This window comes from Mucilaginibacter sp. CSA2-8R (assembly GCF_038806765.1).
Taxonomy (GTDB): Bacteria; Bacteroidota; Bacteroidia; order Sphingobacteriales; family Sphingobacteriaceae; genus Mucilaginibacter.
The window spans coordinates 1740748-1753828 of sequence record NZ_CP152389.1; the positions used below are offsets into that span (position 1 = coordinate 1740748).

At 45.0% G+C, this 13081-nt stretch carries 8 protein-coding genes; 1 reads left to right on the forward strand and 7 read right to left on the reverse strand.

Going from position 1 to position 13081, the window contains the following annotated elements; translation table 11 throughout:
* Positions 1-12: 12 nt before the first annotated feature.
* The gene (locus AAGR14_RS07570) at positions 13-3234 is read right to left on the reverse strand and encodes a basic secretory protein-like protein (RefSeq protein WP_342647984.1); all 3222 of its coding nucleotides are present in this window, start codon (positions 3232-3234) and stop codon (positions 13-15) included.
* A gap of 64 nt (positions 3235-3298) precedes the next feature.
* Complete coding sequence (locus AAGR14_RS07575) at positions 3299-5614, reverse strand: transglycosylase domain-containing protein (RefSeq protein WP_342647985.1); 2316 nt, start codon at positions 5612-5614, stop codon at positions 3299-3301.
* A 105-nt stretch (positions 5615-5719) separates the two neighbouring features.
* Between AAGR14_RS07575 and AAGR14_RS07580 the strand changes: the two genes are divergently transcribed.
* On the forward strand, positions 5720-6598 hold the full coding sequence (locus AAGR14_RS07580; RefSeq protein ID WP_342647986.1) for a polyphosphate kinase 2 family protein: 879 nt from the start codon (positions 5720-5722) through the stop codon (positions 6596-6598).
* 82 nt (positions 6599-6680) lie between these two features.
* Here the strand turns inward: AAGR14_RS07580 and AAGR14_RS07585 are convergent, their stop codons facing one another.
* Genes AAGR14_RS07585 through pxpB form a run of 5 tightly spaced genes read right to left on the reverse strand, consistent with a single transcriptional unit; the run spans position 6681 to position 12960 of the window.
* Complete coding sequence (locus tag AAGR14_RS07585; protein ID WP_342647987.1) at positions 6681-9257, reverse strand: M1 family aminopeptidase; 2577 nt, start codon at positions 9255-9257, stop codon at positions 6681-6683.
* Positions 9258-9272: 15 nt separating this feature from the next.
* The gene (locus tag AAGR14_RS07590) at positions 9273-10451 is read right to left on the reverse strand and encodes an NRAMP family divalent metal transporter (protein WP_342647988.1); all 1179 of its coding nucleotides are present in this window, start codon (positions 10449-10451) and stop codon (positions 9273-9275) included.
* A complete protein-coding gene (locus AAGR14_RS07595; protein ID WP_342647989.1) occupies positions 10448-11212 on the reverse strand; it encodes a 5-oxoprolinase subunit PxpA in 765 nt (254 codons plus the stop codon). Before AAGR14_RS07595 ends, AAGR14_RS07590 begins: the two co-directional genes overlap by 4 nt.
* 19 nt (positions 11213-11231) lie before the next feature.
* Complete coding sequence (locus tag AAGR14_RS07600; protein WP_342647990.1) at positions 11232-12224, reverse strand: biotin-dependent carboxyltransferase family protein; 993 nt, start codon at positions 12222-12224, stop codon at positions 11232-11234.
* Position 12225: 1 nt separating this feature from the next.
* Positions 12226-12960, reverse strand: a complete 735-nt coding sequence (gene pxpB / locus AAGR14_RS07605) for a 5-oxoprolinase subunit PxpB (protein ID WP_342647991.1) — start codon at positions 12958-12960, stop codon at positions 12226-12228.
* Positions 12961-13081: the final 121 nt, after the last annotated feature.

Sequence of the window (13081 nt, forward strand, 5' to 3'; positions counted from 1 at the left end):
GATATATTTTGCTTACCATCCCGGAGTGAAATTCAAACCGAACACTGGTTTTTTAACATCGGTGCGGTTAAATGGTATAGCGTAGTAAGGTTCTAAAATTAGAGCGCCGAATAAATTTACCCTAAGTGATATACCCGCACTTAATGCCGGTACGCGCTGGTTGTTGTTATAGGTAGCTACCAAGACAGGTTTACCCTGGTCGTCAAGTACCGGTTTGCCGGTATTGTCTACTTGCTGTTGGTAACCTAACAAGTCCGGGCTTTTTTGAAACTTAATTTGATTGCCACGGTTCCATGCCAGGCCGGCATCAAAAAACAAGTTTAACTCTGTAAATAAAAATTTGGATTTAATAGCCGATAATTTTTCGGGACCGGTAAATGGTAAGCGAACCTCAAAGTTGGCTACGGCCACGCGAGAGCCCGAAAGTTGGCTGATGGTGAAGCCGTTGGATGATGCGGAGGTATTGTTACCATAGAAAGTCTGGCTTTCGTAACCGCGTATTAAAAAGGGGTAACCTATATAATAAGGATACAAGCCGGTATCTTCACCAAAACGCCCGAAAGCATTAAACCTTGCCGCTAAAGTAACCGGTTTTATGCGTGCGTATTTCCGTATGTCAATGGTTGGCGAAAAGAAACGATAGGAGCCGAAATCATACTCTGCCTGTAACCGGTACCTGAATCCACTCAGCGGAGAGGCAATCCCAAAGAATGAATTGTCTCCAATTAGCGCGGCACTCACTTGCATTAAACTAATGGCGCGTAATGTTCCAACATTATTATAAGGATCGGAATTATAGTCATCATTAGAAATGCGACGACGTTTAAAATCCAGGAATTGGTAGTTGGAGTCGTAAATACTGCTATACCGTGTAACCATGTAAGAGTTACGCGAAAAGCCGCCGCCAAATTCGGCCCGGGTTACCTTTGAGAAAGGGTAGGAGGTAAAGGCCGACAACTGGTCCTGAAAAATACGGATGATGTCATACCTTTCTTCTATAGCGTTTTCTGTAATTGTTTTGCCGTTGGCATCATAGCTGTAAGTGGTGGGTACTACATTGTAGGTAGCTAACTGGTAAGGGATATGCGATAAGCCACCACCAAAATTCCAGCGACCTTTTTGCTGAATATAAAACACTTGACCTGCGAAATCATAAATCTCGCCGTTAACCGATGCACCTGCATAAATCTGGTTTCGGCCTAAAATATCGCTGAAAACGCCTTGTATACCGCTTGACAAACCGGCACCATAACTGCCTGCACCAATACCAACACCTACACCCACACCGCTGCTGGCCAGATAGTCCAGTTTAAATTGCGGCCGGTAAGCAATGTTCTGTATCGAATCTGCCGGGATGCGCTGGTACGACAGGAAGTTGTTGAGGTTAGAATTTATCAAATCTACACCTACGGCCTTTGGTGGAGGCAGCAAAGCCGCGTCAAAATTAGTAGCGGTGCTGCTTACCACCTGTGGTTTAAACTCAGATGCCTTAGCGTTGTAAAGTGCATACTTTTGAGACCGGTAATAAGAGTAAATGATATCATCGTGTGCCGAAACGCTCAGAGCCGGCGAAAACTCGGTAATGCCCGATATGCCGGTAAACAACTCAGTCATCTGTTCAACAGCGCCGGTGCTTTTGTTGTAGCGGTACAGGTTGCGGAAACCGTCGCGGTTAGATAAAAAGTAAATCTGCGAGCCGTCGGCCGAGTACTGCGGGTTCATGTTATTGGCACCATCAAAAACTTTAATGTCGGTTACCTTGCCCGTGGCCAAATCAAGCTCGGCTAAATTAAAGGTAATGGTTTGTGCCGTCGTAGCGTCATAAGTGGTACGGTCGCTGGTAAAAACAATATGCTTACCATCACGCGAAAAGCTGGGCTGATAATCGGAGTATTTATCGTTGGTAAGCTGCGTAACCTGTTTGGTAGTAAAGTTGTAAAGGTATAAATCGCTGTTACCGTTTGACAGGCCCTGAAAAGCGATCTGATTGCCATCGGGCGACCAGGTTAAGTTACCAAATTGTTCGGCGTTGCCCATAGCAATATTGCTGATGACCCTGCCACTGGGTATAGATACAACCAGCATACGGTTGCGGCCGCCACTAAAAATACTGAAGGCAAATTTCTTGCTATCCGGAGACCAGGCACCGGCCGACTCGATAAAGTTAAATTCGTCGATGTGCGTGTTTGATGTTTTACTGGTGAGCCGCCTGATGATTTTACCCGTTTGGGCATCAGCCAGGAAAAGGTCAATCGAGAACAAGTCTTTTTCGGACAAGAAGGAAATGTACTTACCATCGGGGCTTACTGCCGGAGCCACGTTCATCTCGCCCGAATTTTTGTTGTCAATAATGCGGTGCCCCGGCGGAATTTGCGAGGTGTCTTTTAAATAAGGTTTATAAGTATTGATGATAGAGTTTTTCCAGAGATTGGAAAGTGTTTTGTCATCATAACCAAAAGTGCGGCGTATACCATACTCTAAACCGTAACGTGCCGTATTTTTAAAGAAGGGTACAATAATCGTATCGCCATAAGTAGAGCCTAAGTACGACCAAAAAGCCTCGCCATAACGGTAAGGGAAATATTTGCTGCTCTCGGTAAGGTCGCGGATGGTAGGAATGTCTTTATTCAGATAAGCATCGCGCATCCACATGGCCGTGTAGGCATCGCGTTTACCTAACGATAAGTATTCGGCCATACCTTCAATCATCCATAAGGGGAGATTGTTAATGTTGCCCAAACCCGAAGAATCGCTTCCTAACAGCATATGGTATTGAAAGGCATGCACCAACTCGTGCCCTAATACGTGGCGGGTAGTTTGGTTAGTTTCCATTACCGGCATTACCACCCGGTTTTTTAAACCTTCTGTAACACCGCCGGTACCTACACTAATTTCGCCATCAATAGCCGTGGTTTGCTGAAAATCCGGATGGTCGGCATATAGTATGACTGGGTTAGGCCGCCTAAATGTGTCACGAAAAACCTGCTGATGCAATGTATACCATAACTCGCTCTCCTGCGCAAAACGCTTAAGCAGGCTATCGTTTTTCATGTAATAGTAAATCTCAAAGTGAGGCGTTTTATAAACTTTAAACTTGAGGTTTTTGTACCGCACCTTATTTTGGCCAAAATACTGAGCCTGCGCGGTGTTATTGATGAAACAAGCACTGATGAGAATGGCCAGCAGAATAAAAAGTAATTGGGCTTTACTTTTTATAAAGTAAAATTTACTCATATAAGTGATTATAGGTGTTTATTTTAAATGTATTAAATTACCGGTGTAACGTGATGGCCTCTACTTAATTATTGTTGCCCGTCGTGTCCGGTGGTGCTACCACGGCGCCGCTGCTATCGGCAGCCGGAGCAGTTAGGCTGTCGGCTACGGCACCCGTGTCAACACGGATACGCGGCGACTCGCACATGTACGGTTTGGTAATTTTAACCCAAGGCTTAGGGAACGGTCCATAAGTGTAGCCCGAATTAGGATCAGCATATACCTTTTCCATAAATGCACCAAATATAGGTAAGGCTGTATGTGAGCCCTCGCCGGTGGCCGAGGTAGTGAAATGCACACTGCGGTCATCTGCGCCCACCCAGATGCCTGTAATCAGGTCTTTGGTAATGCCCATGTACCAGCCATCAACATAGTCTGACGAGGTGCCGGTTTTACCGCCAATCTGGTTGTTGCCTTTTTTCCATAAAATAGGATATTCCCACAAAGCTTGCGAGGTACCGCCCGGTTCTTCCATACCCCCTCTAAACATGTAAAGCATCAGCCAGGCTGTTTCTTCGCTAATTACCTGGGTCGATTTTAAATCAAAGTTGGCCAGTACGCTGCCGCTGTGGTCGGTTATACGAGTTACCAGTAACGGGTCAATGCGCTGTCCTTTATTTAAAAAGGTACTGTATGCCCGTACCATTTCGTAAACCGATACATCATTTGAACCTAAGGATACTGATGGTACTGCTTTTAGCGGACTCTCGATGCCGCACTTATGGGCATATTCAACCACCTTGTCCCAACCTACCGCTTCGGTAACCTGGGCAGTAATAGAGTTAACAGATTTACCCATAGCCCAACGCAATGACATTTCGCGATAAGAGAAATTGAAATCGGCGTTGTTAGGCGACCATACTTCTTTTTTTCCGTCTTCGTCATAACTGATTGATACCGGTTTATCGGTAAACTTATCGCAAGGCGAGTAGCCATTGTCAATGGCAGTTAAGTAAGCAAACGGTTTAAATGTTGACCCGGCCTGGCGTTTAGCCTGGTTTACGTGATCGTAATTAAAATATTTATGATTAATGCCACCTACCCAAACCTTAATTTTTCCGGTAACCGGTTCAATGGTCATCATCCCCGTATTCAATATTTTAGCATAATACTTAATCGAGTCGATACTCGAAAAGGTGGTATCCTGCTCGCCGTTCCACGTAAATACTTTCATGTGTTTCGGCTTATTAAAGTATTCCTGTATCTGAGCAGTATCGCCTTTGTACCTCTTCTCAAGCATGCTGTAAATAGGCAAGCGCTGCTCGGCTTTCAGTACAAAATCTACAATCTCTTTCCCTTTCGAATCGCGCCATGGGTTTTTGCCACGCCAAAGGTTATTAAAGCGTTTTTGCAGCATTTTCATCTTGTCGGTAACGGCTTCTTCTGCATACTGCTGCAGTTTCGAATCAATGGTAGTATATATTTTTAAGCCGTCTTCGTATAAATCGTAATCATTGGCTTTTAACCATTTGTCCAGCCACTTTTCAACGGCACGGCGCAGGTACGAATCGCCTTGGCCTTCTTCTTCAATGTGGCTTAAATTAAGCGTTAACGGTTGGTTCACATTGTAATCATAGTCAGCTTTTTTTAGGTAGCCATATTTTTCCATCTGGCTTAGCACAACATTGCGGCGCTCTACCGATTTTTCGGGATTACGTATTGGGTTGTATGTTGATGTTGCCTTTAGCATACCAATCAGGGTAGCTGCTTCGGCCGGTGTAACTGCATCAGGGTTTTTGTTAAAATATTTTTGGGTAGCTGTTTTAATGCCGAACGAATTGTTGCCGAAAGGCACCGTATTAAAATACATGGTCAGTATTTGCTGCTTATTGTATACATGCTCAATTTTAAAGGCGGTTAGCCACTCTTTAAATTTGTAAGCAATAGTACGTACCACCGGAATATGCCTGATGAAGCCTTGCGCTTTACGTTTACGGGTCTGAAAAAGGTTTTTGGCCAATTGCTGTGTGATCGTACTGCCACCACGTTTATCTCCCTTAGCAGTTGATATCAAGCTGCTGAAAAAGCCAAAGTAATCTACACCGTGGTGTTTAAAAAAGCGTACGTCCTCAGTAGCCACCAGTGCGTTTACCAGGTTGGGCGAAAGATCTTTGTACTTGATGGGCGAGCGGTTTTCTTTATAAAACCTGGCCAGCAGTTTTCCATCGGCAGTAAACACTTCGGAGGATACCGATTGTGTAGGGCTTTTGATATCTTTCATATCGGGCGAGTAGCCGAATATGCCAAACAAGTTAAGTTCTATAGAACAGAAGAAAATGATAGCGAAGTAAATGAATATGACAAGGTAACGCAGAATAGGATTGCGGATACGTTTAAACATTGGCTGTTGTTGTAAGTTATATAGTTAACTTTTAACTGCAAAATAGCAATAACGAAAAAAAGGCAGCTAAATTTTAAGTCAACATCCTGCAAATCTATTTTATCTATGCAACAAATAGTCAAGAAATTTAAAATTACCGGTGATAAGAAGATATCATTAAAAGATTTTGATACCAACGATGCCGAAGGATACGAAAAAGAAGATGCTTCCGGCGTTTTAGAAGATCTGATTGCAGAAACCGCCGAACTGCAAAATAAGCTTTATGCTGCTAATAAGCAAAGCTTGCTCATCATCTTCCAGGCTATGGATGCTGCGGGTAAAGACAGTGCCATCAAACATACCATGTCGGGAATAAATCCGCAGGGCTGCCAGGTTTATAGCTTTAAGCAGCCCAGCGCCGAGGATTACGAACATGATTTTTTATGGCGGCATTATAAGGCTCTGCCCGAACGGGGCCGTATTGGCATCCACAACCGGTCGCATTACGAAAATGTGCTGGTTACCCGCGTGCACCCGGGTTTTATTCTGAAAGAAAACCTGCCTGACATCAAAAGCGAAAAAGATATAGATGATAAGTTTTGGGAGCAGCGATTTAAAAGCATCAGGCATTTTGAAAAGCATTTGTCAGACAACGGAACAGTCATTATCAAATTCTTTTTACACCTGTCAAAAAAAGAGCAGAAAGAACGTTTTTTAAAGAGGATCGAAGACACTTCAAAAAACTGGAAATTTTCGGCTGCGGATATCGAAGAGCGCAAACGTTGGGACGATTATCAAAAGGCATACGAAGAGGCCATTAATGCTACCTCTACCCCCGAATCGCCCTGGTATATTATACCGGCCGACAGAAAGTGGTTTGCACGTATTGCCATTTCTAATATAGTTGTTGAAACACTGAAAAACCTGAAGATAGAATATCCGGAGCTAAGTACTGAGGATGCAAACAAGCTTACTGAGTCTAAACGGATGCTGGAAGAGGAATAGTAAGGAGCAGCAAGTCCCGGCAATTAGTTAAAGAATTGCCGGGACTATGCTTATGTTAATCAATTTGGGGGTGATTAAGTATTTACTGCAATAGCTTTTCGGCCCTCAACACGTTATCTGCGGCTTGTAAAATTTTTCCTTTTAATTTTGGATTGTAATTGGGATGAGCCTGCAAAAATTCCCGTACATTTTGTGCTGCTTCGGTACTTTGATAACTGCCCAAAGTGGCCGATAACCACGACTGCGGGAAAAATATGTCGCCTGTTTGCTGTATTTCCTCAACCATAGCCAGGCTTTTAGGTATGTATTTTACTGACGTGTTTTGCCGCAGTGGATGATGTAAGTAAGACAACGCCGACAGCACCCAGGCTTCCTTCTGCCGGTTTTTACGGTCGGCCAGGCTGGCAAAAAAATTATCACGTTCTTGCTGATTGTTAGACAGGGCCGGCATCAAAAATGCCAGGCGTTGCTTGCGGTCTGCGTTTTTGATACGCTCTTGCTGTTCCTGCAAAATAGCAGCGGGCGCATCGCTCCTCAAAGCCAGTGACGATGCCAGCGAAGTATAATCATCTTCAGAAAGCTTTACACCTGCCGGTGGCTGTTGCCGTTTCCAAACCTGATACAGATTGCTGTAGGCTTCCTTACTTAAAAAAACGTCCTGGTAAGCCCTGAACAATATTTTTCTATGATTGGGTTGCGGCTGTTGGGCTATAGCCTGCCATAAAGCATTTTCGAGCGAAACTGACAAGTCCTGCCTGACCGACGGCTGTATAAAATTCCAGTAAATCGATGTCAGGTAACCCGTAATTAGGCGCAGGTTCATTTCGTCTTTTTCCTGAGTTAGTCCCTGAGTAAAAATTTGTAAAAGTTCCTGCGGTTTTAGGTTACGGCCTGCCAGCATGTTTTCATAAGCGGCAATATAAGCTGATGCCCTTGGCAGTGCGCCGGATACCCTGTAAAGTTTAGGCAGCATTTGCTTATCAGTAGGGAATAAGCCATAACCAATGCCGCTGCTGTTAAACAAAAGGTAATCCGGCTTTGCCAAACCAACAGCTTCCTTTAAGCTGATATCGGCACCCGTCATATTCACATCGACCGTTTTGACGCTGTTAGCATATACCAGCATTACTTGGAAAGCCTGCGGCCATGTGCGGGCGCTACCGTTTTCGGGCTTTTGATTGATGGTAAAAGCACTGATTTTGCCTGACTGGTAAGCGATGTTGTAGTCAAACACCGGCCTGCCGGGCTGGTTTACCCAAACTTGGTTCCATTGGTGTAAATTAAATTTGGTGTGTTTACTTAGAATAGCAATCAGGTCATTCCAGGTAGCATTACTGTACGAAAACCTTTTAAGGTATTCGCGGATGCCCGATCTAAAGTTTTCTTTACCCATCAGCATTTCCAGCTGCCGCATCATGATGGGGGCTTTGTGGTAAATGATGTTACCATACATCGAACCGGCCTCCTGCAGATTGTCCAGTTGCTGACGGATGGGGTTGGCCCCTGTGGTACGGTCAACACCATAGGCAGCCGGGTAATGATCCTGCAAAAACTTGAGGTTAAAAGTTTCGCTACCCATCATTTTTTCGGTCACCTTGTCGGCCATAAAATTGGCAAATACTTCTTTCATCCACACATCATTAAACCACTGCATGGTTACCAAATCGCCAAACCACATGTGCGCAGTTTCGTGCGAGATAAGGTTTGCCCGGCTGATGAACTGGTCTTTGGTGGCACCGTCATCTAAAAACAAACTCGATGCTTTATACTGTACTTCGCCCGGATGCTCCATGCCGCCAAACTGAAAATCGGGTATGGCCACGAAGCCAACTTTTTGAAACGGGTAGGGGATGCCCGTCCACTGTTCCAGAAAGCTGAGCGCATTTATATGCGCAATAAAAATAGAGTCGGTACTGAGCTTAACTTTACTCGAGTCTGTTTCTCGATGTAAAAACTCGGCAGTGCGACTGCCAACCGGTTTATTTACCGACTTGTATTTACCTGCAGTAAAAGAAAAAAGGTAAGTGCTCAACTTATCCGAATTGGCAAAAGTGACGGTTTGTGCAGCCTGGCCGGTAGCAGGCCGAACGCTCAGTATTTTACCGTTCGAAAGCGCATTCCAGCCATTAGGGATAGTTAGCGTTAATAAAAAACGGGCTTTTAAATCGGGCTGGTCAAAGCACGGAAAAGTATTGCGCGCATGGTCGGGTACAAATAGCGCGTAAAGGTATTCATTATTACGGTTGAGCGATTCGTTACCTGCCGTAAAGGTGATTTCTATTTCATTGCTTCCAATTTTTAGTAACTGTTTATCAATAATCAGATGCTCTTGCTGTAAGTTAACGGTAGTAACTTTTTTGTTAACTACAACTTTTTGAATATGATAGGCTAATTGCTTAAAATCAAGCTGGAGCGGCTGATCATTTTGTTGAAGTATAAAACTTAATTTTTCCTCGCCCTGAATAGCTGATACTTTTTGTTTGGGAATATTTAGATGAATGTCGTATTGCAAGTTGCTGACTGCCTTACTGCGATATTGGGCTAACGGATAAGATACTCCACTCTCGACAGCGATAGGCTTTACGCTTTGCGCAACAACAGCCGAACCTGCAGTGAGCAGCGCAAAGAAAGATAGACCAATAGATAATTTATGGAACATTATTTTAATGTAATATTAAGAACCGATTAGTTGTGTAATGGCACCGTAGCTCATCCAGGTCATGGTAAGTACTACCGCGGCACCAAGTAAGGTTAACCACAAAGGCTGGCGGTAGGAACCAATAATACGGTGCCGGTAAGCTGCCACTAACATGGTGCCCAGGGCCAACGGTAAAATTAAACCATTAATAGCACCCACGGCTACTAAGACGCCAACTGGTTTACCAATCAGCAAAAACAAGCAGCAAGCTACCGCAATAAACCCGATAATAATTTCGCGGTTATATTTCAGGATGACTGGATTGAAGCTTTTGATAAAGGATACCGAGGTATAAGCCGAACCTACAACCGATGATATTCCGGCCGACCACATCACCAAGCCAAATATTTTGTAACCTAAATTACCGCTGGCCAGCTTGAAAACTGAGGCCGCCGGGTTGCCTGGATCGAGTATACCACCGGCACTTACCACGCCTAAAGCTGCAACAAACAACAAAAGCCGCATCAACGATGCCAGGCCAATAGCACTAAGTGCACCCTTATTGATGGCGGGCAGGTTTTCATGACCGGTTTGCCGGGCATCCAGCAAGCGATGAGCGCCTGCAAAAGTGATATAACCGCCAACGGTGCCGCCAACAATGGTAAGCAGCGCCGTAAAATCAAACCTGGTAGGGTTAACTGCTCTAACCGCAGCCTCGGCCAGCGGCGGCTCGCTGATATAGGCAATGTACAGGGCGAGGCAAATTTTAAGCAAACCCATGCACTTGGCAAAGGTATCCATTACTTTACTGGCCTCGCGGTAAATAAAAATACCAATAGCAATAATGGCACTGATGATGGCACCCTTGCCTACACTGATACCAAATAATACATTTAAACCTAAGCCTGCACCGGCAATATTACCGATGTTAAAGGCCATGCCTCCTAAAAATACCAGGAAAGACAAAAAGTAACCCAGGCCGGGTACCAGCTGATTAGCAATATCCTGAGCCGGTTTATCGGCTACGGCAATAATACGCCAGATGTTGAGCTGTGCTATGGCATCCAAGATAACCGAAACTAAAATAATAAAGGCAAAGCTGGCGCCTAATTGCTGCGTAAATAAGGCAGTCTGCGTTAAAAAACCGGGACCAATAGCCGAACTGGCCATCAAAAATGCCGCACCAATAAGTATGCTCCAGTTTGCTTTTTTCATGATACCCCCGGAGCTTTAATGGAAATACCCTCAGCTTTTAATCTTCGACTAATGGTTTGGGCAAATTCAATGGCATGTGCACCATCGCCGTGTAAACAAAGCGTTTCGGCTTTTAATGCAATAGGCTTAGTACTGGTGGACATCACTTGTTGTTTTTGCACCATCAATAATACCTGCTCAATAGATTGTTGCTCATTCGTAATTAAGGCATTGCTTTGGGTGCGCGGTGTAAGTGAGCCATCATCCTGATAAGTACGGTCGGCAAAAACTTCGGAAGCGGTAACCAGGCCGGCTTTTTCTGCTTCGGTAATCATGTGGCTGCCTGCCAGTCCGTACAAAATAAGTGTTGGGTCAAAATCAATAATAGCCTGCACTATGGCTTGGGCCAAGGTAGCATCTTTAGCTGCCATATTGTATAAGGCACCGTGAGGTTTAACATGATGCAAACGGCGGCCGGCAGCTTTTACAAAGGCATGAAGCGCGCCGGTTTGGTAAAGCGTTAACTGGTAAGCTTCGTTGGGCGAAATTTTTATCTCGCGTCGGCCAAAACCTTGTAAATCGGGTAGGCCAGGGTGCGCGCCAATAGCTACCCCTTTTTTGATGGCCAGGGCTACGGTTTGTTGCATTACCTGCGGGTCGCCGGCATGAAAGCCGCAGGCTATATTGGCCGAGGTAATATAGTTTAGCAGCAACTCATCATTAGGCATGGCGTAGTTGCCAAATGCCTCGCCCATATCGCAGTTTAAATCAATTGTTTGCATCAAAAATAGTAAGGATGATCTACAAAAATCTGGCGTTTAATGCCGCCCTAACTTTCTGTAAGTTTTGTTCCCGTTCAATATACTGCATTTCTGCATCTGCCTGTGATATCTGTTTAAAAAATATCTGATCATCAGGTTTCAGTTGCCCGCACAAAGGCAAATCAACCGACGCTACCTGGGCAATACGCGGGTATCCACCAGTGGTTTGGCAGTCAGCCATCAGCAGGATGAGGTCGCCATTGCCCGTAACCTGTATGGTGCCCATGGTCACTGCAGTAGATAGTAACTCTGACGTGTTTACACGTTGCATCACCGGGCCATTGAGCCGGTAACCCATCCGGTTGCTTTGCGAGCTCATGGTAAACGCGGTATTAAACATCGTGCTGAGAGATGCCATGTCAAACGAGGAAAATTCAGGGCCTGACATTACCCGGATGACATTGGTGTTTTGCATCCCCAGTGCTGTTTTGCTGACCGACCATTTAGGAAATGCAATAACCTCGCCTGATAAACGGCCGATGTGTGCTTTGTTCAATATTGTTAAGCAATCGTTTCCCATCAATATATCTCCGGCTTGCAATGCGCGACCGCTTACGCCGCCTATTTGTGCAGGCAGGTAAGTACTATAACTATCTAAAACGGACGGTATATCAAAACCGCCAGCTATAGCCAGGTAAGTTCGGCTACCCTTACGGTTATTTTTCAACGAGATTTGCAAACCTCCCGGAACAAATATTGGCCGGTTGGCTGGTAAAAGCTGGTTATGACAGCTCAAGAAAGCTCCTTCTCCAGCATAGGCTAAAAGCGACGGAGCATCAATAGTAAACTCCGCAGCGGCATAAGTAAACTCAATAAAAGGCGCTTCTTCGGTATTACCTAAGGCAAGGTTGGCCATCCGGGCCGAGAGGCTGTCCATGGGGCCGGACACCGGTACGGCATGCGACAAATAGGCCCATCTGCCCATATCCTGAACAGTACTTAATACACCAGGTTTAACAATAGTAAGTTGCATGTCAGGTGAGTTGGTATTGTTTAAACTGGCTTGTAGTGATAGGCTTAAACTGCACCCGGTCACCGGCTTTAAGCAGGGAGGGCTGCGTTCGATCAGTATCAAACATGGATAGCGGTGTGCGGCCAATAATTTGCCAGCCACCGGGTGTGTCTAACGGGTATACTCCAGTTTGCTCCCCGGCAATACCTACCGACCCTGCGGGTACAGCGGCACGGGGCGTGGCCTTACGTGGCGAAGCCAATATTTTATCCATACCGCCCAGGTATGCAAACCCGGGCACGAAACCAATCATGTAAACAATGTAAGCAGCGGCACTATGAATGCTTATCACGGCCTCAGACGAAAGGTGATGCATTGCGGCTACAGCCTCAAGATCGGGACCATAACTGCCGCCATAACATGTAGGTATAATAATGGGGGCTATTGTGTTTAGTGTAGATTGACGGTCAGTTAGGCTTAGTGAAAGTATATAGTTGCCTACCTTATCCAAGCAACGCCAGCCATCTAAAGTTGATTTATAAACTTGCAGTGGGTCAAAATAAACCGTTAGCGTGCTGTATGCCGGTACGGTAGTTATCATTCCGGGAAAGGGCTGTTCCTGTACAAGTTGATTGACTGCTGTAATCTGCGTTAACAAATCAGCTGAAATACTGTCGCCAAAGTTTATGGTAATTGCTTTTTCGCTTAGCGAGTATAACTTTAAATTGGGGTAGTGCTCACGTACTGTTTGCATCATGGCTAAGATAAAAGAATTATCATCTAATTAATAACCGGGGCTTACAGCGGTTTAATTAATCAGTAAGGTATATACAAAACAACAGGGCCCGTACTTAAAAAGTACAGGCCTTGTTGTTTTG

Excerpts from the sequence above, each read along its gene's own strand:
- AAGR14_RS07570 (WP_342647984.1), bottom strand. The coding sequence starts at position 3,234 with ATGAGTAAATTTTACTTTATAAAAAGTAAAGCCCAATTACTTTTTATT.
- AAGR14_RS07575 (WP_342647985.1), bottom strand. The coding sequence starts at position 5,614 with ATGTTTAAACGTATCCGCAATCCTATTCTGCGTTACCTTGTCATATTC.
- AAGR14_RS07580 (WP_342647986.1), top strand. The coding sequence starts at position 5,720 with ATGCAACAAATAGTCAAGAAATTTAAAATTACCGGTGATAAGAAGATA.
- AAGR14_RS07585 (WP_342647987.1), bottom strand. The coding sequence starts at position 9,257 with ATGTTCCATAAATTATCTATTGGTCTATCTTTCTTTGCGCTGCTCACT.
- AAGR14_RS07590 (WP_342647988.1), bottom strand. The coding sequence starts at position 10,451 with ATGAAAAAAGCAAACTGGAGCATACTTATTGGTGCGGCATTTTTGATG.
- AAGR14_RS07595 (WP_342647989.1), bottom strand. The coding sequence starts at position 11,212 with ATGCAAACAATTGATTTAAACTGCGATATGGGCGAGGCATTTGGCAAC.
- AAGR14_RS07600 (WP_342647990.1), bottom strand. The coding sequence starts at position 12,224 with ATGCAACTTACTATTGTTAAACCTGGTGTATTAAGTACTGTTCAGGAT.
- pxpB (WP_342647991.1), bottom strand. The coding sequence starts at position 12,960 with ATGATGCAAACAGTACGTGAGCACTACCCCAATTTAAAGTTATACTCG.